This is a genomic window from Flammeovirga sp. AWQ4_249 (assembly GCF_056161045.1).
The window spans coordinates 89,877-116,807 of record NZ_JBSWYJ010000014.1 but is presented as its reverse complement, the minus strand read 5'-3'; the positions used below and the strand labels follow the sequence as shown (position 1 = coordinate 116,807).

Here is a 26,931-nt window from a genome sequence, read left to right as displayed (position 1 = left end):
TCTTTTATTCATTTCAAAAAGTAAGGTCGTTTTACTCCCCTTAATTTGCTTTAAGTGACCATGGGAAAAGTATATCTTAGAATTTCACACTGTGTTGTCCTTCATACATTTTAGCACCAATATCTGCACGCCAATCTTCCAATTTTTTGTGCAAGTCTTTCACCTTTTCAGGATAAAGTTCCGCGACATCATTCACTTCACTTCGATCATTGGCAATGTTGTAAAGTTCAACTCTTTGCTCATTAAAAAATTCAATCAATTTCCAATCTCCTTTTCTTATTGCTCCAGCAGAAGAACCACCAAGGAAGTGCGGATTTTCTAATGGATAATGCCAGTAGAATTCATCTCGTTGTACTTGTTTTTGTTCTCCTTTTAGAATAGGTAAGATTGAAAAACCATCTAATTTCTGTGAAGGGTCATCAATACCAGCAACATCTAAGAATGTTGGATAAAAATCTACATTCGCTGTAAAAGCATCTGATGTGGCATGTCCCTTCATTACTTTAGGATACTTGACAATCAAAGGTTCTCTAATTCCTCCTTCGTACAATTCACTCTTTCCTCCTCTTAGAATTCCGTTGGTTGTCACATTGCTTTCTCCGCCATTATCGCTTGTGAAAACAATCATTGTATTGTCAGAAAGTCCTAATTCTTCTAACTTCTGAACGATTTGTCCTACACCATCATCAATGCTTTCAATCATTGCCGCAAGGTGAGGATTATGTTCGCTTGCCCAGTGAGTACATTGGCTTTGTGGTAAACCAGCATCTTCACACAGGTAGCAAGTTCCGTCTCTTTTTACATCTCCTAGTTCTTTACCCTTTGCCAAGTATTTTTGTACTAACTCTGATTTTCCATTTAAAATAGAATGTGGAGCAAAGTGACTGATATATAAGAAGAACGGTTTGTCTTTATTTCTTTCTATGAATTCTAATCCTTCATAGTTGATTCGGTCCGTAAGGTATTCATCACCTTCTAATTTTTTGTCAGTAACCGTTGTCCATGAAATGGAATCTTGTCTAAAGTGGTAAGGATAAAAATTTGATCCATTACCTACTCCTTTTCTTTCAGTTACTAATTCTTCGTCAAACCCATGGTCTACGGCACGAATTTCTTTTTCAGCACCATGGATTTTGTAACCAGATAAATGCCACTTTCCAATAATTCCAGTAGCATATCCTTTTTCTTTTAATGCCTCAGCGATTGTTGTATGATCCACCGAAAGCGGTTCGTCTTCATTACGTAAATAATCAAGAATACCTACACGTGCTGGATATTGACCTGTCAAAAATGAAGCTCTGTATGGAGAACAAACGGGAGCGGCAGCATACGCCTGCATGAACTGCATTCCCTCTTGCGACATTTTATCTAAATTCGGTGTTTCATTGAATTCATTTCCATAACATCCCAATTCATTCCATCCCAAATCATCTGCTAAAATGAAGATAATATTTGGGGGCAAGTCTTCTCTTTTTGAAGTACAAGCAGATAGACATAAACAGATCGTTAATGTAAGTATAGAATTAAAATATCTTCTGAAGAAAGAGTAGTCACTATTTTTGTTAATCATCATAAATTCTATCTTTTTAAGAACATACTGAAGGATGCTGTTTCACCATCCCCCAGTATGTTTTTGTTAGTTGATTACTTTCCTAATTTTGGCTCATCTGAACCGAAAGTAATTTGAGTTTCCAAAATACCTACAGCGTAATCTGGATAAGGAGTCACATTAAATTTGATCGCGTCACACTTCAATTCTTTTGCAGGGTGAATCACGTTGAATTGGTTTAATGCTGTTCTGTAACCATCTGTAATATATACTTCGAATGGGTACCACTTACCGTCTTTCTTGTACTCTACGTTCCAAGATTTAGGCTTTTTCACTTTACCATTGTGCTCACTTCTGTCAGCCCAGTATACTGAGATGTCTCTGATTTCCTTTGTTTCTTTGAAGTTGATCACAGCCCACTGATCTTTACTTACTTGTGGGAAAGTTGACCATCTTGGGATACTACCTCTATCTGCAGAGCTACCAGGGATAGCACCGTCACATAATGCTTCAATTGATGCATCAGGAGCACCTTCTACAAATGAAGCTTCGATATTTTTGATAGCAAATAAATACTTGATAGAAGGTAAGTTATCAACTGCTAAAGCTTGATTTTCTGGTAACCACACAGACATTGTTTTGTGTGCACCTCTGTTTGACCAAGCATAGTAAGGAATAAGGTTGATACCTTTATCTTTTGAGTTTGTTTCGTCTAGTACTTGCTTACCTTTGATGTTGATTGAAGGAATACCTTTTAGAACACCTTGGTCGATTGATTTTGTACCGCCGATTGTTGCTAAAGCTGTAGAAGGAACGAATAACTTCTGGATTTTCACCTCGTTGTCTGGCTCTTCAGCACAGTAAACGATTGGTCCTTTTACTACAGCTACTCTATCTTTGTTTGCTTCAATTTTTTCGTAAGAATCAACATATCTTGTTTCCATTGGTAAAGCTAATTCTAAAACATCACCTTTTTTCCACTCTCTGTCAATTACAGCAAAACCTTTATCTACATCATAGCTTACATCTTCACCATTTACCTTGATAGTTACCATACCTTTACTCTCTGTGATGAAAGGATATAATTTACCAGGTACATAGTTTTTACCTGTAGCCCATGTTGGAATTCTTAATTTGAATGCAAATTCTTGTGCCCCATTTTCAGGAGAAACTTCCACTTTCACATTACCTGAGAAAGGATATTTAGTATCTTGAACAAGATTTACATTACCCTCAGCTAATGGAATTTCAGCTTCTGAACCCGCGTATAATGATAAGTAAATATCTTTATCCGTGTGTGCATACATATAACCTGGCGCTTGAAGAATCAAACGAGAAATGTTTGGAGGGCAACATGCACAACCGAACCATTTTGCTCTATCTGCAACACCGTGATTGAAAGTACCGATACCGTCAGCTTCTAATGGATTTACATAGAAGAATGCGTTACCGTCTAAGTTGATACCTGCTAATGCGTTGTTGAATAATGATAATTCAGCAATATCTAAATACTTAGCATCTTTTGTCAACAAGAACATTCTATGGTTAAAGAATACATTTGATACCGCTGCACAAGTTTCGTTGTAAGCATCTTTGTTTGGTAATTCATATTCTGCACCAAATCCTTCGATTCCATGTACTGCACCTAAACCACCTGTAATGTGCATTCTTGTATTTACAAGGTTATCCCAAATTGAATCTAACGCTTGTTTGTAGTCGCTTCTACCCGTTAAGGCATCAACGTCTGCCATTGCACAGTATTGGTAAGCTGCTCTTACTGCGTGACCTGCTGGCGTAAATTGCTCCGCTACAGGTGCATGTTGTTGAGCATAAGTTGGTGACATTACACCTTTACCATTTACCTTATAAGTTACACCTCTGATATCTAAGAATTTCTTCGCCATATCTAAGTACAACTCGTTGTTAGTAGCTCTGTATAATTTACAAAGTGCTAACTCAATTTCTTGGTGACCTGGCGCTTGGTTGATAGGCTTACCACCGTTGTAGTTAATATCACCACCTACGAAGAACACTTTATTTACGTGTTGTGCACTTCTTTCTGCTAATTTTAACCACTCATCTTTACCTGTTGCTTCATAATAAGCTACAGCACCTTCGTACATATGGCCTACATTGTAAAGCTCATGACTATGTACTAACCATTCGTAAGGTTTAGCACCCATTTCATCTAAATTAGGGTTCTTACAAGTATGAGAGATATATAAATAGCCATCATCTTGCATAGCGTCACCAATGTACGTAACGATTGAGTCTAATTCAGCTTCTAACTCTTCATTAGGATATGTCATTAAAGAATAAGCAGCACCTTCCATTACTTTGAATAAATCTGAGCTAATGAAACGATGTGGTGAAGGTTTGTCTTCACTCTTACCTAAACGGTAATCACCTGCCATTCTTAATCTATCTATTGCTTCTTTTCCATTTTTTAGAGAAAAAGGAACAGTAACATCTCTTTCTGTGATCAGTCTTGGTTGCCAAAACTCATCTGTCATTTTGACTTTATTAAATGGAACGGGAACCACTGGATAGTCACTCTTTGTAGAGGCAGTCTCATTGAAAGTTGCTTTACAACCTGCAATCATCGAAACTGAAAAGAGTACAGCAGCTAATCCTTTCGTTACTTTAGTTTTCATGATTATTTGTAGATTAACTTAATTCGTTGTTGTCTGATTAGTTTACTTCTTTGTCACCCCACTCGATATACGTGATATAGATATCACCTTGGAAGTTCATTACTTTATCATAATCAGCTTTGTCATTAGGGAAACCAGTTTCACGGTCGTAACCAGAGAACTTGTTGGCGTCTTCCCATAATTTATAAGTAGAACCACCGATCAATACGTCAACTTGCTTGACAATTGCTCTTTCTGGGTTTTCTGAGTAATCACAGTTAGGATTGATCTTTTTAGCATGACGGCTAATCACATCTCTCATTGGACGCTTGCCACCTGGTACTGGGTAATTTGGCTTCATTAAGTCATTATCTCTAGTACAATAGAAATACCAATCATTGACAAAACCTTTAGGTTCAAATGTGATATCTGCTCCAGCAAGCGTACTAAAACCAGGGTACAAACCTTGCATTTGATAATCACTAAAATCTTTCGCATTGTACTCTCTACCCTCTTGTGTATCTTCGAAAATCATTCTCCAACCTGCAGTTACGTCGCGGTTATTTCTACCTTCACCGAAACGTACTTCATGATCTGCTTCAGAGGGAACTAAACGCATCTCGATACGCATTTCTTTGCCTACTAATGCTTTGTTTGGTTTGAAAGTGAATCCTGACGGAATACGTCTATCCTTGATTGTAAATTTTAATTGCTTCTTTCTAGATGCTGGTGCAGATGATCCACCCGGTGCATCGAATTCTTTTAATTCGATACTCTCTACATCAATTGCTCCCCAAAAAGAGAAATCTTGTAATACTTCTTCAACACTGTTGTAATCACTCATATACTTTGAAAAGCCTTCAGCCTCCGCTTTCACTTCAGTCGTCTTTTCTGTTTTCGTGATTGGGTCATTATTTGTTGGGTTGTTCGAAGCATTTGCTCCACATACAGTTAGGAATGAGATTAATGTTCCTCCTACTACAGTTCTTAAAAAATTTGTATTTGTTTTCATTTCTCTAAAAAAGTTAATTAAAATCTTAAAATCATTTTAGTGGGAAACCACTTTCATTTCATTTTTTAGTGTGCTGGTTTTGTTCCGTCACATTACAAATATCTATTATGATTTGAGGTATTATTAGGATTATTTCTGCTATTAATCGTATTATTCAAGGGTAAAATGGACATTTATACTCTTAAAAATCAATTGTGCTAATTAGGAATCGATCTGTGCTAATTAGCACAAATGAAAGAAGAGGAAATCATTATTTTTAGGTCAAAAAGCTTCATTTCCAATAGAAATAGATCATTTTATTAATTTAAAAAATGAAATTTCAAAGACAAACATTAATGCTAATTTTGGTATTAAACACTTTATCCTATAAAATCTTATTGACATCAATGCTATTTCAAAAGAATACAGCTGATTTGTACTACTCGCACCACTTTTCAATTCAAAAAAGAAAGATGAATCTCTTTAAACTTCATTTCATTTGAGACTATAAAACTTAAAGAGCTAGTATAGATTCTTTACGCTCTTTTTATAACTTCACTTCCTCTTTTTTTATCGATTCGAAATCTGATCTTTTTCTATGATTGTGATATAAAAAAATGGAATGCAGCACTGCTACACCCCATTCCATCTATGAATTTAAATTAACTTTTCAATCAATGTTTTACCGACAATTTTAATTGAATTGATTTATCAGCTTTTATTATGGTAATAGTTTATTTATTGGATTACTGTATATTAATGTTAATTTCGGCTACACTACGTCTGTAAGCGTATTCTTGTTGAGAATAATCTCTATCCTCATTATAGCCGTTCCCACTGTGTATTTTTCCTCCTGTATTGGTAGCGACCACACTTACTTTGTATTCGCCACCTTCAGTATATACATATTTGAATGTTCTTTTTCCTCTTACGAACTCAGATCCCATACTTTCTCCTTCATCATAGGGTAGGTAGACATGATCACCCCATTCGATTGAAGTTAAATACACATCTCCTTGGAAATTTCTTGTTCTTTCATAATCAGATTCACTTGCAGGAAATCCAGTATCAGGATCATATCCTGAGAAATTATCTTCTGGATCTAACCATAAATCATACGTAGAACCACCAATTAATACATCAACCTCACGTACAATTCCTCTTTCAGGGTGAAATTTATAACTGTATGGTGAATCATCTAAGTTTCCTAAACCATCAGGAGTAAGTGGATGTAGTTTGTGTAATGTTGTATTTGATACATTAATAAATTCTCTTCTTGCCCCTTGTAATGCGCCATTTGGTGGTAACATCGGATCATTTGAACGAGAGCAATTGAATGAGTAATCATTTTGAAAACCATTGGGATTAAACGTATAATCCGCATCTGGTAATGATTCAAATCCAGGATAGAAACCTTGATTTTGATAATTATTAAAAGACAAAGGATTAATGCCTGGTGCATAAGTTACTTTATCCTCTACATCAAAAATATGAAATCTAAATGCTGAAGTAACTCTTGTATTATTTCTTCCTTCTGCAAAACGAACAAAATGATCTTCTTCATCAGGAACTAATCTCATTTCCAAATACATCAAACGATTGAATAATTTAATGTTAGGTTTAAAAGTAAAACCTGAAGGAATTCGTCGATCCTTAATTGTAAATTTCAACTGCTTACGGTGTGAACTTTCTACCACAGAACCTTCTGGTGCATCAAATTCTGCTAATTCTATATTCTCAATAGCACCAAAGAAAGAAAAGTCCTCTAGTACTTCCTCTAATGAATTGTAATCTTTCATAAATGACTTGTAAACTACATCATCATCACTTATTCTTCTTCTGAATATTGTATCTTCAAATGCACCTACACCATACTCCATCTCTGCTCTAACTCTAGAATACTGGTATTCATGTGTAGAATCTCCAGTGAAAATGGATAAGAAATCTGCATCTCCTTCCACTGTAAATGTCACCGTATCACCCACTGCTGGATTTGTTGGAGAATACGTTACACTTACATTGGGTGTTTTTACTTCTTCAAATAAATCTTCTTGACAAGAAAATAAAGAAAGTAAAAGTATAAAAAAACCTATAGAATAAACTGTCTTTTTCATGATCGTCTATCGTTTGTAATCTATATTTTTATTGTCTTATTTAAAGGATTAATACCCTGGATTTTGTTTCATATCAGGGAAATACTGGAATTCAAATAATGGAATTGGTAGTAAAATTTTATATAATCTTTCTCCTGTATTAATTCTGTCTTCCATGCTTTTATTATAAAAAGCAACACCTGCTGTATATGGATCTCTATAAGCACTTAAGTTGTAATAAATATGATTACCACGTCCTAAATCAAGGTATAAATCAGGGTATCTTGAAATATCAAACCAACGTAAATCATCTTCTCCGCAAAGTTCTCTAGAGCGTTCCAATAAGATTTCTCTTAATGCTTGTTCACCTGACAATGAAGTTGGGATATCAACTGGACGGTTACTTTCATATCTATATTGCGCATCACCAGCCATGTCAAATAGATCTGCAAAATTAACTGCATGATGTCTAGCTCTATCTCTTACTTTATTCACCTCTTCGATGGCTAAGGCTGTATTTCCTTTAAAATATAGGGCCTCTGCTTTCAATAGATAAACTTCTGCTAAACGTAAGATGGGATAATCCACTCCTGATTGATCTGTTTGGAAACCTTCCGGTAAGTTAGAGGGATGAGGTCTTCTGAATTTTGAGAATCTAAATTGTCTTGGCATTCTGAATAAATCACTGTCAAAATCACTTCTCTTTTCACCATCTCTATCATAAGTATCTTTCCAAAAACCAATAGAGTTGATGTTATTGTGAGCATATTCCGTTAAGATATTCGACTCTACATTTGAGTAATCATCTCCTTTTAAAGGTTCGATGAAATAATCTTTCCCACTAGAACTTAATGGTCTACCATCTTCTTCAGTATATTTTCCAAATGGCTCAAAAATCCATAACCCTTCCATTAAATTGGTATGGAATCTTTGATCTGGGTCTGATCCTGTCACAATCATTTTCACTACATTCCATAGTCTTCTTGTGCTATCTCCTGTGAATGTCAGTGTATTATTTAACTCCATTGTTTCAGGTAATAAACGGTCAAATCCAGAATAGATTTCCCCTTCATTTGAACCCCAAGCCTGAGCAAGACCTTTATATGTACTTCCGTAATCTTGTACAGGTAATACAGAAGGAACATTTACGTAATCATTTGTACTACCCCAAGTAGGTAGGTCGTATTGTAATGCATGCCATTTTGTAGAACCTCTACCCCCTTGAGCACCATTTAATAAACTACCTTCTGTCCCCCAATTTTGGTTACCAATACCTGTTCCTCCTACAGAACCTGCTTCAGCTACGACACTAAAAAGTACTTCTGAATTTTCATTCGTAAATACAGAAGGATAGTAATTTTCTAGATGATGTTGACCAATTTGTTGGAAAATCAAGCTATCACAAAGGGCAATTGCTTTATCATAAAGTTCCTCTTTTGAGACACTTCCTGGATTTTCATCCAACTTCTCACCATACATTTCTGCTCTACGAATGTATGATGCTTGAAAGACATAAGCTTTGGCTAATAAACCTGCTGCTGCACCTGAAGTAATTCTTCCATAGGCTAATGTTGATAACCCTTCAGCTTTGTTGGGAGCACAGTATTTTTTAGCATAATTCAAATCCTCTTCAATAAAAGCAAATAGCTCATCTCTAGTGGCTCTTGGTACGAATTCAGGAGTAGTAGAAGATAATTCTTTTACTAATGGAACTCCACCAAAATATCTATAAAGCGTAAAATAAGCGTACGCTCTCATGAATCGAGCTTCACCCATCAACATTCTCGCGGGAGAAAAATCCTCTCTAACACCATAAGTTGATGTAAACGAATTTGATTCTATTCTACTGTCTTCAAATGAGCTATCAATCACTTCAGCATTGGCTTGAATATGACCAATTGCATTATTTGCTGTCGATATAAATGCATAAAACTTTCTCCATAATTCAGATACTTGCTCTGAAGAAGGTGTCAATACCATATCCCCTGCATCTAATCTACCTTCCTGTAAATCAGTCGGCATCATAAAACGTTCAGACCCCATTAAACCATCTTCTTGATCACCCAACTTTGCATAAGAAGCGGCTACCAAAGACAAGGCTTTATCATAAGAATCAACATACGTTTCTGCGTTTACCCCTACTTTAGGTTCTTCATGTAGAAAATTGGTACAGCTTGAAGCTGCCATTACTCCACATAACAAAGCGATACTATATTTCTTAAATAAATTCATGTCTTAAAAAGTAAAGTTTAATGCGATAGAATGTGTTGTTGCTGTTGGATAAGATGAAACATCTACACCATTCAGGAATCTTGTTTGAAGGTTATTCGCTAAACCACCTACTGATGTATTTACTTCTGGATCATACCCTGAGTAACGTGTCCATGTGAATACATTTCTTGCTGAGTAAAGTAGTCTACAGCTATTTAAATTTAATGCACTTAGGTATTTTTCAGGCATTCTAATACCTAATGAAATATTGTTTAATCGTAAGAATGAACCATCCTCTACAACTTCTGAGTTAGAATAACGGCGGTATAAACCATCTTCTGTATACGTACCATCTCTATTTCTACCATTCCATTTGTTATCTGCAATAAGTGACAATTCATTGTTGATTCCTTGACCGGTAGAGATTAGACTTACGATATTACCATTCAGAATATCGTTACCATAAGAGTAGCTAAAACTAAACCCTAAATCGACGATTTTATATCTAAAGTAGAAGTTTAAACCACCGATGAAATCAGGTTCTACGTGTGCTAATGGCATTCTATCAAAATCGGTAATACGACCATCACCATCAATATCCATAAACATGAAATTACCATTAGGATAACTCTTTGTTGGATCCAATACATCTTGTCCTTCTGGAGCGACTGGATTCACATCACTGGTAGGTGCATTATGATGACTGTATTCGTCGTTCATAATTCCATTTAAAACATAACCGAAGTACAAACCAATTGGATATCCTTCTTTCAATAGGATATTTTCAGAGTTGGCATGTCCAACGTTTCTGTTTAGTAATAACTGATCTCTTTGTCCTAATGATAGTACTTCCGAACGGTTTGCACTAATATTGAATCCCATATCAAAACCGAAGTCTTTTTTGTTGACAACATGTGCGTTGATCGTAAATTCAACACCTCTATTTTGTACTGATCCAGTATTCAATGTCACATCTTCAAAACCACTCAACATAGGTAATCTTTGATTCAATAACATGTCTGTAGTCACCTTATGGTACATTTCACCAGAGAATGTGATGCGGTCTTTGAATAAACCAAAGTCATAACCGATGTTTAATTCTTTTGATGTTTCCCAAGTCACATTTGGATTACCAAGGTCCGTTTGATTGTAAGGAATTACAGAAGATTCATTGCCATCACCTCCAAAAATTGCATAGCGATCTAAAGTGGCTAAGAAATTCGCATATTGGTAATCGTTAATTTGGTCATTTCCTACAACACCATAACTAACTCTGAATTTCGCTTGGCTAAATGTATTCGATAAGAAATCACTCTTCTGGAAGAATGGTTCTTCTGAAAGTCTCCACGCAAAAGCGGCTGAAGGGAAAACACCCCATTTTCTATTGTCACCAAATCTAGATGAACCATCCGTTCTGACTGTGGCAGTCACTAAATATCTATCTTTGAATGAATAATCCATACGACCGATTAATGAGGCCAACGAGTGCGATCTGTAAATTAGATCTGGCGATTCAATGTGATCACCAATTACCAAATCATTGATACCATGCCACCCTGCGTCTGTTGCAAAATTCGTGTGATTTGCTGCATATGAATTGATTACATTTCCTCTTGCTTCAAAAGCAGCTACCGTTCTTAAAGTATGTCCTTTCGGCATAAAAGTAGCACTGTAATTCAGTTGGCCTAAGTAACGCCAAGTCGACATATCGTAATTCTGATAAGAAGCTCGACCATTTGTTTCATATGCTGCTTTCAATGTTGGAGGCAAGTAACTTTTCTCTTCGATACTCATGTAACTACCACCAATACTATTGACAAAAGAAAGTCCTTTACCAATATTGTATGAAAGGTTAAAATCTACTGAAGGACGCATATCTACACGTGTAAACTCAGGATCATTTACTTGTCTATAAGGATTATCATTACCATTAAAGTTTGGTAGATACTCACCCATATTCACGTGTGTAAATTCTTTTGGAATAAATGGGCTAAATGTATTCGCATTATTAAAGATACCTCCAACAAACCAGTTAGCACCAGTTCTTTGATTGATATCAAAAGTCAAGTTTGCATTCAATCTCAACTTATCATTAATCTCAATTCCTGTATTATATCTTAAGTTAGCTCTTTTGTAATCGTTATTCATCAAGATACCCTCATCATTCGATAGAGACAAGAACATTGAATTCTGCATCTTTTTCGTTGAAGTTCTAAATGAAAAGTCCGCACCATATCTCTTCGCAACTCTAAAGATTTCATCAACCCAATTCGTTACTTTTGAAGGATCGTTCCATGCTTCTGTTAAAAACTCTTCTTCAAAGTCTAATTCTTGTTTTCCTAAATTGGCATACATCAAGTTATTTAGATATTCCTCTGGAGAAAGCATATCCAAATTATTCGTCATTTTACTAATACCTGATGTCACTTTGAAAGTAACTTCCTTTTGCCCTTCTTTGGCTGATTTTGTCGTAATTAATACCACACCATTCGCTCCTTGAGAACCATAAATTGCGGTAGATGAAGCATCTTTTAATACCACGATTTCTTCGATCATTTCTGGAGAAAGACCCACTAATGGATTTTGTGTTGGGTCATCAGAGATTGGATAAGGAAAACCATCGATGACATACAAAGGTGAACTACCTGCTGTCAATGAGTTTGTACCTCTGACTTTAATTTGCATACCTGCACCAGCTGCTCCATCCGTATTAACGATCTGAACACCTGCAATTTTACCTTTTAAAGCTTGATCAATTGTCGTTGCTAATTCGTTATGTAAAATCTCTGTATCTACTGTAGAAACAGCACCCGTTAGATCTGTTTTCTTTTGTGTAGCATAACCTACAACTAATACTTCTTCTAATTCTTTGACACTTGGTTTTAGTATTACATCAATGACCGCTCTGTTGTTTACCTTAATCATCTGTGGTTCATAACCTAAAGATGAAAATTGTAAATAAGCAGTACTTGCGTTTTTGATTAATGTGGTGTATTTACCGTTAAAATCTGTAATCGATCCATAATCTGAACCTGCTACTTTTACAACTACACCTGGAAGCGTTACACCATCAGGATCACTCACCGTACCTGTTACTGTTATTTCTTGAGAAGGATCCACTACCTCAGGAGTTAGCGTTACATCTAATCTCGTCTTCCCTTCAATACTTTCTACTTTAGTATCCCATTCATTTAATGTAAATACTAGCTTTTTATGAGTTTCATCATCTACTAAAATTGAATAATTTCCATTGAAATCAGTCAAAGACGAATAATCAGAATTCTGTATCTGAACTCTTACACCAACTAATGCTTCTCCATTTTCCCCTGTCACTTTTCCTTGTATCGTCCTTTCGATATCAAGATCTAAAGTGCCATGATCTTCTTCCATTACAATATCCACAACTTGAGAGCCGCGTACTTCAACTGATTTTGTTTTCCAGCCAAAAGAAGAAAAATTAAGACGAGCATCTTTTGTACTCGCTACCAATGTAGAATATTTTCCTTGCAGATCAGTTACAGAACCGTAGTCTGACCCTTCAACAGAAACCACTACTCCTTTGAGTGCTTTACCATTGGATCCCATGACCAAACCCGAAACCGTTCGGTTTTGTGCAAAACTGAATCCTACCTGAGTAAGCAACATCAACAATAGCAACTTCCATTTGAAATGTGTTGGTAAAATAAGATGTATAGTTTTCATTTCTTTCATACTTAATTATTAGTCAAATGCATACTTTAAGTACAACCCTTCCAAAAAAGTTTTCTTAAAAAAGTTTTAACAAATATGAGTTGGACAGCACCGTTTCGTTAGGACTATTTTTAATATTACTTGGATAATTTGTAGCTAAACAAAGGTTTTGTACTAAAAAATACATTTGTGCTAGATTGAATAGAATTTGTGCTAATCATGGTTTTTATGATAATAGAGTGAATAAGTGATTGATTAAAGTTTAAAAAAAATTGAATAAGCGTCGGAAACGCTACACTTTCAAAAAAATCTTTTACACTTCGGAAAGCCTTTACTGAAATTGATCTTTTTACGAGATATCAAACAGCTTTATTCCTTCTTCAGTTATATATTAATAAGTAATCTTCTTTCTCCTTTCAAAATTTAGAGCAACTTTCACGAATACATAAAACGATATCATTTATACGCTAAAAGCTAAACCGTCTCAGACTCTTGTTCTTCGGCTTCTTTCTTTTTCGCCTTTCTAAATTGCGAAGGTGACATTTTATGGAATTTCTTAAAGACTCTACTAAAATAGTTGGCCTCGCGATATCCTGTTTTGAATGCAATCTCTCCTATCGACATATTTGTAGTCAATAATAAATCGATCGCCATTTTCAACTTAATGGTATTTAGAAAATCGACAGTACTCATCCCAGTAATTTCTTTGATTTTTACATAAAGTACTGATCGGCTCAAATTAAGCTGATCGGCCAATTGTTCTACACCAAAGTTTTCGTTTTCTATATTTTCCTTAATCAGAATATGAATCGACTTGATGAGTTCCTCATCTTTATTCGTTGTAGGCTTCTGCGTCTCCGTCATCAAACCTGTTTCTTTGAAATGATTCTTCAAACGATTCTTCGATTCCAATAAGTTATTGATCTTCACTTTCAACTCCTCAAAGCTAAAAGGTTTTGACATATAAGAATCCGCACCGTGTTTTAAACCTTCAATCTTATCCAATTCAGAAGACAAAGCTGTCAATAGAATAACTGGAATATGACTGTAATCTGGAGATTCTTTGATTTTCTCGCAAAGTTCTGTTCCTTTCATTTTAGGCATTAAAACATCGCTAATTACCAAATCAGGTTTTTCTTTCTCCATTAATTCTAAGGCTTCCACACCATTATGGGCCAATCGCACATTATAGTATTTCCCTAAATGTGCTTTAATATGTCTTGATAAATCAGGATTATCTTCTGCAATTAGAATACTATAATTTTGCTTTTCGACAGGTTTTTCTTCCCTTTGATCATCATCTGCAATACTGACAATTAACTCTTTTGTAAAGTTACTTTCTGTCTTCGTTCTTGCTGTATTAATGTCCTTTTCAGAGAAATACTCCGTTGGAATTCTTACTAGAATTGAATTCCCTAAAACATCGTCTGTTTCAACTCCAACTTCACCCGATAGTAATGTCGTCAATTTTTTCACAATGGCCATTCCAATACCTGTATTATGAATACTTTGTCCTTTTCTAAAGAAGGGATCAAATATTCTCTGCTGATCTTCTTTCGAAAGAAGTCGACCTGTATTCGAAATTTTCACAACCAAATCCTTTTGTTCCATCTGAATATTTACACAGATTTTACCTCCACGATTGGCATATTTATAAGCATTACTTAGAATGTTACTGAAAATCTTTTCAATTTTATCTTCATCACTGACCATATTCATCGCTTCAATAGAAGTGACAAAATCGCCGGTGATTTCTTTTTTATCATAAAGCACAGAGAAAGAATTGTAAATCGTCTGGATTTGGGCCAACACATCAAATTTTGATAAGTGCATTGGGGCATGGTCCGTTTCGATTTGTCTGAATTCCATCAATTGAGAAATCAAGAATTTCAATCGCAAAGCATTCTTTTCCATTGTTTTAAAAGAATGAGAAGCACCTTCAGGCATTGGGTTCAGATCTTCTGTAATGTCCTCAATTAAGGCCAAAATAATCGTCAGTGGCGTTTTAAATTCATGAGAGATATTCGTGAAGAAATTCATCTTATGCTCATCTAATTCGATTTTCTTTGTCTCTTCGATCTGCTCTATTTTTGACTGTGTTTTCTTTCTTCTTCTTTCCGCTAAAAGTTTATAAACTACATAACCAATTCCTATGATCAGTAATCCATAAATCAAATAAGCGAGAGGTGTATTGAGTGGATGTGGTAAAATTTCGATTTCGATATTCTTTTCTACATTATTAATGGCATTACCATCATAAGAGAAGCGCACACGGAAAGTATATTTTCCTGGATCCAAGTTGGTATAAGAAATCTGATTGAATTTGTTCTCCAACTTTCTCCATTCCTCATCAAACCCGTCCAACTTATATTGGTATTGTGAATGTACAATCGGATGGAAAGTAGGAAGTGTAAAGCCAAATGATATTTCGTTTTTATCACTTTCCAAAGTAATCAACTCCGCATAATTGATATTGGGAGGTAATTGTAAGGTCGAATCTGTTTGAATTCTTTCATTTGAAGACTTTATATCCGTAAAAACAGGAGCAGTCATAAATGCCTCACTAAATATTTCTTTGGGATTAAAATAAGTCAGGCCATTAACAGCTCCAAAATATAAGGTTCCATTATGATTATTATAATACGACTTGAAGTTAAATTGATTGGCAATTAACCCATGTGTCGTTGTATAATTTGTGACCACCTTTTCGGTCAATGGATTAAATTTATAAATTCCTTTATTGGTACTTAACCATAAGAATCGGTCAGCATCTTCCAAAATACCATAGACATCGATATCCACATTACCGTCTATCGCATCATAAATTTTAAAAACGTCTTTCTTATAATCGTACTGTACTAATCCTCCGTTTCTTGTTCCAAACCACAACCTATTTTTTGAATCAATTAATGAACTAATGAAGGAGTTTGACGAAAGTTTGACCTTAGAAGATGTATATTGATACAATCGATCCTCTTCTTTATTGTATCGGTACAATCCTGAAACATAAGATGAAAACCAGATATTTCCTTTTCTATCTTCGACAATATCATCAATATGTTTTCCTCCAAGCTGTTCTTCTTTAAAGCGTCTGAATTTTTTTGTCTTGAAATTATAAATATCAACCCCATCTAACCCACCGATATACATTTCTTTCTTTTGATCGATATGTAAGGCATAAATGCTATTATCAGAGATTGAATTCTTATTGTCATCTTGTTTGAATACTTGGATAGAGAAATTCTTGGGATGAATTCTATTGAGGCCATCCAAATACGTCCCTGCCCAAATATAGCCTTCAGGATCTTCAATCAATGCATGCACATTGTTTCCACTGATACTATTTTTGTTACTTGTTGAGTGCGATAAATATTTAAATGTCTTCTTCTCATGATTGAAAACAGAAATTCCTTTATCCTCTGTACCAATCCAAAGTTGATGTTGACGGTCTTCTAAAATACTACTGACAGCTTTTCCTTTTAGAGAAACTTTACCTCCATCGGGAATCATGTTGTAAAAACCTGTACTAAAAAGTGAAGTATAATTCACACCGCCAAAGTAGGTTCCTAACCAAATAATACCTTCTTCACCATTATAAATATCATAGATCGCATTGTCATTGATAGAGTTTTCTGTGATATCAAAAGACTGTGTAAAGTGGGCGATATTTTCTTTATCCCCATTATAGATGAATAGGCCATTCTCCGTTCCAATCCATAAACGGTTATACTGATCTTCATTGATACAACGAATATATTTGAGATGTGTCCCTTTAGAAATATCTCCTTTACAACTCAAATCAAATTTTTGACGTTTACGGTCAAATTTAAATAAGCCATTGTATTCAGTACCAATCCAAATATCACCTTTTGTATCAATAAACCCCGCAGTAATACTCGCTAATTCTTTTGTTCCTGGTTGTTGAATTTCATAAGAATCTATCACTGACATTTCAGGAGAAGTATAAAAAACTTGCTCTTTTGTAAAAAACCAAATGTGATAAAAAGCATCCACCAAGACCCCTCTTACTTCTGTTTTTGAAGAGATTTTTTCTACCTTATATTCCTTTTTAGTATCTGATATTTTGAAAACACCTTTATTACTAGCAACAATGATTTGATGATCATTGAAAGGTGTAATCGAATGTATTTTGGCTAGGGATTTTCCTTGAAAGTTTAAGGGTAAAAAGTTGAGAAGGCTATCTTGATATACACATAAACCTTCTTCTGTTCCTATAAATAATTTGTTTTTTTCTGAGTAAAGTAAGCTGTTGATTTTATTGTGCGGAAGAGACAAAGGAGTGTTATCACTGTAATAACTTTCAATCTTGTTTCCGTCATATCTGTTCAGTCCTTTTTCAGTTCCTATCCAAAGTAATTTATGTTGATCTTGCGTAATACAGGTTACTGAACTATGTGACAAACCATCAGCGTTTTTGAGATTATAAAAATCAAAAGACATCTGTAACGGATCAGCAGCATACGTACTACTCCCTACAATGTAGGAAATTATTACTGTGATGGTAATAAAAATGCATTTGTTAATCTTAGTAATCATATTTATAGACAGTTACCATTAGTTACATCGATTGAATCATTGTGGATTAACACATTTAGGTTGTAACCAATAAGGCTAAAAAGTATATGTAGTCAGATAAAAAACGAATAAATAAAGTCTATATATTGCTAATTTCTTCTTACAAAAAGTAAAAGTTTGTCTCTTATTAAGTTGTGTATCATATTATAAAAAAGTTAAACGTTTAAAGAGTTAATTCAGTAGTTACTTGGGAAGTTAATTAAATCTTGTTTACAATAATACTATAAGAAATTGAAATATTCACATTTTTAACATAAAATATTTCAATTTTCATAGAATATATTTCAATTCTTTTAACACTGTTTACTTGTTATTTTGATATAAGAGCATGCTGTTTACTCTTCATTTTTTTATTTAAATATCTTATCTTATAACATCTTTTTAATCTCAAACTTTTTTACAACTATTACTATGTCGGAACAACTTGAGCAAGTCGCTCCATCAACCCCGGAGACAAAAGATGCCTCTGAAGACAAGAAACAATATTGGAAAACAAACATAAAGTACCTTGGTATTCTTCTTAGCATTTGGTTTTTATGCTCTTTTGGGGCAGGAATTTTATTTAAAGATGTATTGAATGAAGTCACTGTTGGTGGTTTTAAAGTAGGTTTTTGGTTTGCACAACAAGGAAGTATTTTCATGTTTTGCTTACTGATTGTTGCTTATATCCTACTGATGAATCGCTTGGATAAGAAACATGATCTTGAAGACTAATCTCATTTTTTAATCTATCTAACTACTACAATAATGAACGTACAAACTTGGACCTACATCATCGTAGGCTTCACTTTTTTAATATATATCGGTATCGCCGTTTGGTCGAGAGCCGGTTCGACAAAAGAATTTTATGTCGCAGGTGGAGGCGTTTCTCCTTTGGCCAATGGAATGGCTACGGCGGCCGATTGGATGTCTGCCGCTTCTTTTATTTCCATGGCAGGTCTTATTTCATTTATGGGCTATGACGGAGGTGTTTATCTCATGGGATGGACAGGAGGCTATGTTTTACTGGCTTTATTACTCGCGCCTTACCTTAGAAAATTTGGAAAATTTACCGTTCCTGATTTCATAGGTGATCGCTATTATTCTCAAAAAGCAAGAACAATTGCTGTATTTGCGGCTTTGATTGTTTCTTTTACCTATGTCGCTGGACAAATGAGAGGTGTTGGAGTTGTATTTTCTAGATTTTTAGAAGTAGACATCAACACTGGCGTCATCATCGGTATGGCATTGGTATTTATCTATGCTGTAATGGGTGGAATGAAAGGTATTACTTACACACAAGTTGCACAATACTGTATTTTGATTTTTGCCTTTATGGTTCCTGCAATCTTTATTTCAATCCAATTGACGAATAACCCAATTCCTCAGTTAGGTTTTGGAGATACTTTGACTGGAAGCGATACTTACCTATTAGACAAGCTTGATCAATTGTCTATGGAACTGGGATTTAATCAATATACGGAAGGTCAAAAGTCAATGATTGATGTATTTTGTATTACAGCAGCACTAATGTTAGGAACTGCTGGCTTGCCCCATGTCATCGTCCGATTCTTTACAGTACCAAGAGTAAAAGACGCAAGGTCTTCTGCTGGATATGCTTTAGCTTTTATCGCTATACTTTATACAACTGCTCCTGCAATATCAGCTTTTGCTCGTGTCAACTTGATAGAAACTGTAAGTAATCAAGAATACTCAAGTATGCCCGAGTGGTTTCAAAAATGGGAAACGACAGGGTTAATTGCTTTTGATGATAAAAACCAAGATGGAAAAATTCAGTATTTAGCAGATGCTAATGCCAACGAACTACATATAGATAGAGACATTATTGTACTTGCCAATCCAGAAATAGCCCAGTTACCCAATTGGGTTATTGCACTAGTCGCTGCTGGTGCTTTGGCTGCCGCTCTTTCAACAGCAGCGGGCCTATTATTAGTAATCTCTGCTTCTGTATCGCATGACTTACTGAAAAAGCAATGGATGCCAAATATTAGTGAAAAAGGTGAATTAATGGCTGCTCGTATTGCCTCTGCTTTTGCTGTAATTGTCGCAGGATACTTCGGTATCAACCCTCCAGGATTTGTTGCTGCAGTCGTCGCATTAGCATTTGGTTTAGCAGCAGCTTCCTTCTTCCCAGCCATTATTCTTGGGATCTTCTACAAAAAAATGAATAAAGAAGGAGCAATCGCAGGTATGATCACAGGTCTTGGCAGTATGATTCTTTATATTTTAACATATAAATTCCATTTATTTGGCACCACTACTTCCGCAGATTGGTGGTTTGGTATTTCCCCTGAAGGCTTCGGAACAATAGCGATGTTGATCAATGTCGTTACCGCTTTGATTGTCGTTCAGTTTACACCAAAAACACCTGATGAAGTAGTAGAAATGGTAGAAAGTATTCGCTACCCTAAAGGTGCTTCCAAAGAAGTTCAAATGCATTAAACCATCCTTTTCAAATAGATCAAATTGTATCCCAGCATACAGTAGCAAAAACTACTGAAGCTGGGATTTTTTTATCATCAAGAAATAAAAAACTCAGCTTATAAATTGATATTTATCAGAAAATAAAGGACGATGCCCTAGTACTTTTGTATCATCAAAATATTGATCACCAAAACAATAAAGAAATGAAGCTTACAAATATCAACAACGATGTCGTTTACAATGCTGAAAGACCTATAATTACTGTTCTTTTTGAAACAGAATTTACAAAAGAAATCAGAATTGTAATGCAGGAAGGTACAGTAATGAAAGAGCATAAAGCTCCCTTACCTATCGTGGTAGAGATTGTAAAAGGAAAAATTCAGTTTGGTGTCAATGAGGAAGTAGTAGAAATGACTGCCGGAAGCATTATTGCTCTTGATGCCAACATTTACCACGACCTAAAAGCAGATCAAGACAGTATTGTAAGATTGACTTTAAATAAAAGTGATGATAGTAATAGAGTCAAAAGTGTCGTAGCTTAAAGACTTATTTAGTGAAAGTAAAGTGTCCTACCGCCCTCAAACATGAAAATTGTTTGGGGGTATTTTTTTTTGAATGAAAAGTGAAAAATATCATTACACGTATCCTCATAAATGAAATCTTGGGCTTGAAAGTGGTTATCCTTCCAATAAGAACAGAAGAACAATTGAAAGGATTTCCCTTGTAGAGACTCGATTTATCGCGTCTCCAAACCACAAGCAAATAATGAAAAGTGCATAATGAATAATTAAAAACGCCAATACCCGTAATCCCATGCATAAATTCATGGTCTTAAGGTTGGCTATCCTCTCAAAAAAGGCAGAAGAAAAATTGAAAGGATTTCCCTTGTAGAGACTCGATTTATCGCGTCTCACGAAACACATAAACAAAATCATGGCTCTTAATACACTATAAAAATAAAAGAATACAAAATTTACGTCCTCCTCACCCATTTCCTCCAAAAAACATTTATTTTTACCACCGCAAACATTCACTTTTTTAAGATATTCAAAATGAAATCAAATATCATAAAACTCCTTTTCACCCTGTTGATCACAGTCTGGACTACTTCAACAACTTTAGCACAAGAACTAATACATTTACCTTATGAAAACCCCAAACATATCGATTGGAAAGGGAAAGAAAGAGCCTTTTATTACAAAGCATGGGGTACAGATGTGATTACCAATATCTCAGTACCAACATTGGAAGTATATCAACCCGAAAAACCAAATGGTACGGCGGTCATTGTTGTTCCCGGAGGTGGACTAATGGCAAACAGTATTACTTCTGAAGGAAGAGAAGTGGCGGATTGGCTTACGAAAAAAGGAATTACAGCATTTGTATTAAAATATCGATTAGTACCAACAACCAAAGAAGGCGTAGAAGAGGTCAATCAATACCGACATAAAGACCCTGTTCTTTTTTCTCAAATGCTCAATGAAGTATTGCCGTATGCTATTCGAGATGCATTTGAGGCACTCAAATATGTTAGAAAAAATGCAGAAAAATATCATATTTTCACTGACAAATTAGGGATCGTAGGCTTCTCTGCAGGTGGAGCCATCTCCATGGGTACCAGCTATTATTATGTCAAAGAACAAAACAACAGACCAGACTTTGTCGTCAATGTTTATCCATGGACGGAAGTAATGCCTATTCGTTTTCCAAGAAAAGATGCACCTCCTATGTTAGTTGTTTGTGCTGAAAATGACCCTTTGCATCTTGCCCCAGGTTCTGTCAATTTGTATAACTCATGGGTCAATAATGGTCATCAAGCAGCAATGCATATGTATAGCAAGGGCGGTCATGGTTTTGGAATGCGTAAGAAAGGCTTGGCTTCTGATCGTTGGATTGAAAGGTTTTATGAATGGATGCTGGATGAAAGTTGGGTAGTAGTGGAATAATGAAAAAGTAAAACTATGGTAATAGTGTATTGGATTGTAAAATAAGAAGCTATATAAAGACTTATACAATTGAAATAAATAATTACACACTTTGGTCTCTGTATAGCTTTATTTGTAAGTAAAATATAATAATTCCAATCTTCATTAAATGAGTTTGGTAAAATTACTTTTTCACAAGAATGATCACTTATCTTTGATGAAATTTATTATGAGCTCTCCAATTTAAAATGGTTGTGCTTACATATAAAGCATATAACATGACATTTAAAGAGCTTAAAATTAGCGACTTAATACTTAAAGTACTTAAGGAAGAAAATTACCATAAACCTACTCCTATACAAGCACAGTCAATACCTTTAATCTTAAAAAGGGAAGATGTATTAGGATGTGCACAAACAGGTACAGGAAAAACTGCTGCTTTTGCCATTCCTATTATCCAATTGATGCAGGAAGAGAAAAAGGAAAAAGGAAGTAGAAAAAAGATACAGGCACTGATTCTTACACCTACCAGAGAACTTGCCATTCAAATTGAAGAAAACTGCAAGAAGTATGGAAAGTATACTGATGTAGAAAATACCGTAATTTTTGGTGGGGTTAAGCAAGAGTCTCAGGTACGTGTTCTAAAAAAAGGAGTTGACTTACTAATTGCCACTCCGGGTAGATTATTAGATCTAATAAATCAAGGTTTTATCTCTTTATCCGATATCAAGTACTTTGTATTGGATGAAGCAGACCGTATGCTTGATATGGGATTTATCCATGATATCAAGAAGGTTTTAAAACTTTTACCTAAGAAAAGACAATCGCTCTTTTTCTCTGCCACGTTACCTAAAAATATCATTACGCTTTCACAACAGATTTTAAACAATCCTAAGAGCGTCACTGTTGCACCCGTATCATCTACGGCAGAGACGATACAACAGTATGTTTATTATACCAATAAGAAGGAGAAAATAGACCTTCTTCAATATATCTTAGAGAATAAAAATATAAACCATGCATTGGTATTTACTAGAACAAAACATGGTGCTGATAATATTGTAAAAAAGCTGACTAAAAAGGGAATAAAGTGTGCTGCTATTCATGGGAATAAATCTCAAAATCAAAGGCAAAAAGCACTTTCAGCCTTCAAAGAAAATAGTCTTCGTCTCTTAATTGCCACTGATATTGCGGCACGTGGTATAGATATAGATAAACTACAATATGTATTTAATTATGATATTCCGAATGAACCAGAAACCTATGTACACCGAATTGGTAGATGCGGACGTGCAGGTGAAAAAGGGGTCTCAATTTCTATTAGTGAAACGGAAGAAAACAAATACATAAGAGATATTGAGAAGCTGACTAAAAAAGAGTTAGTGGTAGTTGAAGAACACCCAAATCCTCAAACAGATAAACCACTCACTGCGGCTCAGAAAAAATCTTTAGAAAAAGAGAAACAGAATAGAAAAAGGGAGTTTTTTGCGAATAAGAAAAAGAAGAAAACAAATAGAGAGGGTGTAAAAAAAGAGAGTAATCGATCAAATGCTCCCAAAAAGTCTAGAAAAAATACTTCTTTCAAAAAACGAAATCATTCAAGAAAGACTTCTAAATAAATTGTAGAGCCACAATGCATTGTGGCTCTATAGTAATCATAGATACTTACGATATTTTGTAAATAATAAGCCAACCTACAAAAACTAGGTTGGCTTATTTTTTGTCCAAAATTTTCCATGTGTTAAGTAATAGTCCCATATAGAAGGACCAATTTCATTAAGTTTAAAACTTGAAAACAAATTTTTGTAATACATATTTTAAAGTAGTTCACAAAGATTATCATATTTATCTGCTTCATCTGGTCTAAAACTAGACTGCTTTTAAGCTACATTTTGTAATTTATAATATTCATTAGATGTCATCATCATCAGTACTGAATGTGGTGCATAACCATTCTATTCATCTACCTAGGCTTGAAGATGGTGAGATTACGATACACACACTTCCTAAAAACAATTTCATAAGTTCAATCTTTGGGTTGTACAACAATATGGAATTTTCTTCTGGTAGATGATAATAATGACAATTAAAGTTTTTGCTTGTGGTTTGGAGACACGATAAATCGTGCCTCTACAAGAGGTAGGCTTTCAATTTTTCTTCGGATCGTTTTCGGAAGGATAGCCACTCTATTGCCCATGGATTTATGTTTGGGACTAAGTAAACTGACGTTTTTTATTATTCATTATTCACTTTTCATTATTAACTCTTGGTTTGGAGACGCGATAAATCGTGCCTCTACATAAGGTAGGCTTTCAATTTTTCTTCGAATCGTTTTTGGTAGGATAGCTACTCTAATGCCCATGAATTTATGCATGGGACTACATAAACTGACGTTTTTTATTATTCATTATTCACTTTTCATTATTAACTCTTGGTTTGGAGATACGATAAATCGTGCCTCTACAAGAAGTAAGCTTTCAATTTTTCTTCGGATCGTTTTTGGTAGGATAGCCACTCTATTGCCCATGGATTTATGTTTGGGACTAAGTAAACTGACGTTTTTTATTATTCATTATTCACTTTTCATTATTTGCTTATGGTTTGGAGACATGATAAATCGTGCCTCTACAAAAAGTAGACTTTCAATTTTTCTTCTGTTCTTTTTTTATTATTCATTTAAAATGCTAATTTTTAGACTATAAATACTATAAACCCTTCACCCATATGCTTACAAAAGAAGAACAGCTAGCAGAAGATGCTTTAGATAATAGCTTTAAAGGTTCAATAGAGGTTATTAAAAATGCTTTAGAAGAAGAAGATTTAAATTCAATCCGAGAAGTGGTTGGTAATATCACAGTTTGGTCTGGGCACTTAGGTGAACGTCCAGATTGGCTTACTGGCTTTTCAAGAGCTTTACAACATGCTGTTGAGAAACATGATATTTATGCTAAAAATGATGTAAAAGAAAAATTCTTCACAGAATTAAGAGAGGCTTACAATACATTTATTTTAAAAAAATAAAGCAATAGAAACTGCTTTAGAAATTTAATAAATTGTTATTGAAATTTTAATGTACGGAATAGTATTTTGTGAAAAATATAAGTATTTACATGAACAAAAAGACACTCACATATAAAACAGTTTTTACGACTGCTATTGAAGTAGATTTATTTTACAAAGGTGATATTAATGAATTTAGGCCTGTTATCATTTGGTTACATGGCGGAGGATTAGTCAGTGGCGGACGTCATGATATTGAGCAAGAACAATTAGCATTGTATCTAGAAAATGGTTTCAAGGTACTGTGTTTTGATTATCAATTGGCTCCTTCTTCTAAGATTGATGAAATTCATAAGGATATAAAAGATGCAATTACGTGGACGATAGAAAATAATCGTTTGATTGCTATTGATAAGAATAATATCAACCTAGTTGGACATTCCGCAGGGGGTTATTTATCTATTTTTGCCGCAAATAATCCACGTTTACCGATTAAAAAAGTAGTTTCTATATATGGTTATGCTGATATCACCTCTGAATGGACTTACGCCTCAAGTTCCACGTATAGTGCAATGAAAAGAATCTCTGAGGATGAAGCAATGAAGAAGTTAAGAAAAGATATTGTGGCCAATGTTTCTTTCAAAGATCGATTCGAGTTTTACATATATACGCGACAAACAGGAAGGTGGAGAGAATTTATTACAGGATATGCATTAGACACTCCTGAAGCTCAATACGAAGCATTAAGTCCTTTAAAAAATATCCAACCTAATTATCCTCCAATCCTATTAGTTCATGGAACAATGGATAACGATGTTCCTTTTTCTGAATCACAGAACTTTGCAGATGCATTAGAAGAACAAAAATTGGAACTCAAACTCATCCCAATGAATGGATCAAGTCATATGTTTGATAAATTTGAAGGAGGATTCGAAAACAAAAAAATTAAGGAAGCTTTTGATGAAATTATTCAATTTTTAAAAGCTTAAAGTCCGTAAAAGATATTTTCATACTTTCAAAGTAAAAAATAGTTATAAAATAAAACACCCTTATCGTCTTTATTCAATAAGGGTGTTTTGATTATGAAAATACTTTTAGAGCATTTCTATTATTTGAATATAATTTCCACAAGTATCATTCAGAACAGCAATTTTAACTGTTCCCATTTCAGTTGGTTTTACACTAAACTCAACATCTAATTTTATTAACCTTTCATACTCTTCCTGAACACTCGTTACATAAAACTGTGTGTAAGGAATTCCTGCTTCAAATAAAGCCGTTTGATATTGCTTAGCAGGTGCAAAGCTTTCTGGAGCAGGTTCTAAAAGTAATTCAGGACCATCTTGTTCTTCTTGAGCAACTAAAGTCAACCAACGGTTACCATCTCCAACAGGTGTATCAATTTTCTTTACAAAGTTGAGTTTACTTGTATAAAATTCAAGTGCATTTTCTTGATCCATTACAGGAACACTTACAAGTTTAATTTTCATTTTTTTTGTCTTTTAAAGTTTAATAATGCAAAGATTGGAATAGGTAAACAAAATCATTTATCGAAAATTGCTCCTTTGAAATTCTTTAGGGGTTGATCCCGTTTTTCGCTTAAATAATGTGCTAAACGAACTCAAACTTTCGAAACCCACCTCATGACAAGCCTCTGAAATAGATTTCCCTTCTTTAATAAACTGCTTTGCTTTCTTGATCCTTGTATTCATCAAATATTGATTGGGTGTGAGACCATAATATTTTTTAAAAACTCTTAGTAAATGAAATTTCGATACATATCAAATTCTAGAAAATAGCTCGAGGTTTAGATTTTCAT

15 protein-coding genes and 1 pseudogene are annotated in these 26,931 nt (G+C 34.6%); 7 read left to right on the top strand and 9 right to left on the bottom strand.

The window, feature by feature from the left end:
• Positions 1 to 76: 76 nt before the first annotated feature.
• The 7 genes from ACXAHM_RS12710 to ACXAHM_RS12680 all read right to left on the bottom strand — a co-directional run bounded on the left by ACXAHM_RS12710 (position 77) and on the right by ACXAHM_RS12680 (position 17,724).
• Positions 77 to 1,573, bottom strand: coding sequence for a sulfatase (locus ACXAHM_RS12710; RefSeq protein ID WP_474960819.1), 1,497 nt, complete (start codon positions 1,571 to 1,573; stop codon positions 77 to 79).
• Between the two features lie 71 nt (positions 1,574 to 1,644).
• Complete coding sequence (locus ACXAHM_RS12705; protein WP_474960818.1) at positions 1,645 to 4,203, bottom strand: glycoside hydrolase family 127 protein; 2,559 nt, start codon at positions 4,201 to 4,203, stop codon at positions 1,645 to 1,647.
• A 37-nt stretch (positions 4,204 to 4,240) separates the two neighbouring features.
• Positions 4,241 to 5,194: a hypothetical protein gene (locus ACXAHM_RS12700; RefSeq protein ID WP_474960817.1), complete on the bottom strand. Its 954-nt coding sequence runs from the start codon at positions 5,192 to 5,194 to the stop codon at positions 4,241 to 4,243.
• A 725-nt stretch (positions 5,195 to 5,919) separates the two neighbouring features.
• Positions 5,920 to 7,287: a DUF5017 domain-containing protein gene (locus ACXAHM_RS12695; RefSeq protein ID WP_474960816.1), complete on the bottom strand. Its 1,368-nt coding sequence runs from the start codon at positions 7,285 to 7,287 to the stop codon at positions 5,920 to 5,922.
• 48 nt (positions 7,288 to 7,335) lie between these two features.
• Entirely contained in the window at positions 7,336 to 9,498 is a 2,163-nt protein-coding gene (locus ACXAHM_RS12690) for a RagB/SusD family nutrient uptake outer membrane protein (protein ID WP_474960815.1), read from the bottom strand.
• A gap of 3 nt (positions 9,499 to 9,501) precedes the next feature.
• On the bottom strand, positions 9,502 to 13,179 hold the full coding sequence (locus ACXAHM_RS12685; RefSeq protein ID WP_474960814.1) for a SusC/RagA family TonB-linked outer membrane protein: 3,678 nt from the start codon (positions 13,177 to 13,179) through the stop codon (positions 9,502 to 9,504).
• Positions 13,180 to 13,641: 462 nt separating this feature from the next.
• The gene (locus ACXAHM_RS12680; RefSeq protein ID WP_474960813.1) at positions 13,642 to 17,724 is read right to left on the bottom strand and encodes a hybrid sensor histidine kinase/response regulator transcription factor; all 4,083 of its coding nucleotides are present in this window, start codon (positions 17,722 to 17,724) and stop codon (positions 13,642 to 13,644) included.
• A gap of 450 nt (positions 17,725 to 18,174) precedes the next feature.
• On the opposite strand from ACXAHM_RS12680, the gene ACXAHM_RS12675 reads away from it, so the two are divergent.
• The 7 genes from ACXAHM_RS12675 to ACXAHM_RS12645 all read left to right on the top strand — a co-directional run bounded on the left by ACXAHM_RS12675 (position 18,175) and on the right by ACXAHM_RS12645 (position 26,101).
• Entirely contained in the window at positions 18,175 to 18,477 is a 303-nt protein-coding gene (locus tag ACXAHM_RS12675; RefSeq protein WP_474960812.1) for a DUF4212 domain-containing protein, read from the top strand.
• 33 nt (positions 18,478 to 18,510) lie between these two features.
• Positions 18,511 to 20,205: a sodium:solute symporter family protein gene (locus tag ACXAHM_RS12670; RefSeq protein ID WP_474960811.1), complete on the top strand. Its 1,695-nt coding sequence runs from the start codon at positions 18,511 to 18,513 to the stop codon at positions 20,203 to 20,205.
• Positions 20,206 to 20,390: 185 nt separating this feature from the next.
• Positions 20,391 to 20,729 (top strand): cupin domain-containing protein, encoded by a 339-nt coding sequence (locus ACXAHM_RS12665; RefSeq protein WP_474960810.1) that lies wholly within the window; start codon positions 20,391 to 20,393, stop codon positions 20,727 to 20,729.
• Between the two features lie 510 nt (positions 20,730 to 21,239).
• Complete coding sequence (locus tag ACXAHM_RS12660) at positions 21,240 to 22,133, top strand: alpha/beta hydrolase (protein ID WP_474960809.1); 894 nt, start codon at positions 21,240 to 21,242, stop codon at positions 22,131 to 22,133.
• 257 nt (positions 22,134 to 22,390) lie between these two features.
• Positions 22,391 to 23,731 (top strand): DEAD/DEAH box helicase, encoded by a 1,341-nt coding sequence (locus tag ACXAHM_RS12655; protein WP_474960808.1) that lies wholly within the window; start codon positions 22,391 to 22,393, stop codon positions 23,729 to 23,731.
• Positions 23,732 to 24,836: 1,105 nt separating this feature from the next.
• The gene (locus ACXAHM_RS12650; protein WP_474960807.1) at positions 24,837 to 25,133 is read left to right on the top strand and encodes a hypothetical protein; all 297 of its coding nucleotides are present in this window, start codon (positions 24,837 to 24,839) and stop codon (positions 25,131 to 25,133) included.
• Positions 25,134 to 25,222: 89 nt separating this feature from the next.
• Positions 25,223 to 26,101 carry an alpha/beta hydrolase gene (locus ACXAHM_RS12645; protein WP_474960806.1) on the top strand — a complete coding sequence of 293 codons (879 nt, stop codon included), beginning with the start codon at positions 25,223 to 25,225 and terminating at the stop codon, positions 26,099 to 26,101.
• Between the two features lie 105 nt (positions 26,102 to 26,206).
• Here ACXAHM_RS12645 and ACXAHM_RS12640 read toward each other — a convergent pair whose 3' ends face one another.
• Positions 26,207 to 26,602, bottom strand: coding sequence for a VOC family protein (locus ACXAHM_RS12640; protein ID WP_474960805.1), 396 nt, complete (start codon positions 26,600 to 26,602; stop codon positions 26,207 to 26,209).
• Between the two features lie 57 nt (positions 26,603 to 26,659).
• Positions 26,660 to 26,878 (bottom strand): annotated as a pseudogene (locus ACXAHM_RS12635) (helix-turn-helix domain-containing protein); the annotation flags it as partial.
• Positions 26,879 to 26,931 lie beyond the last annotated feature (53 nt).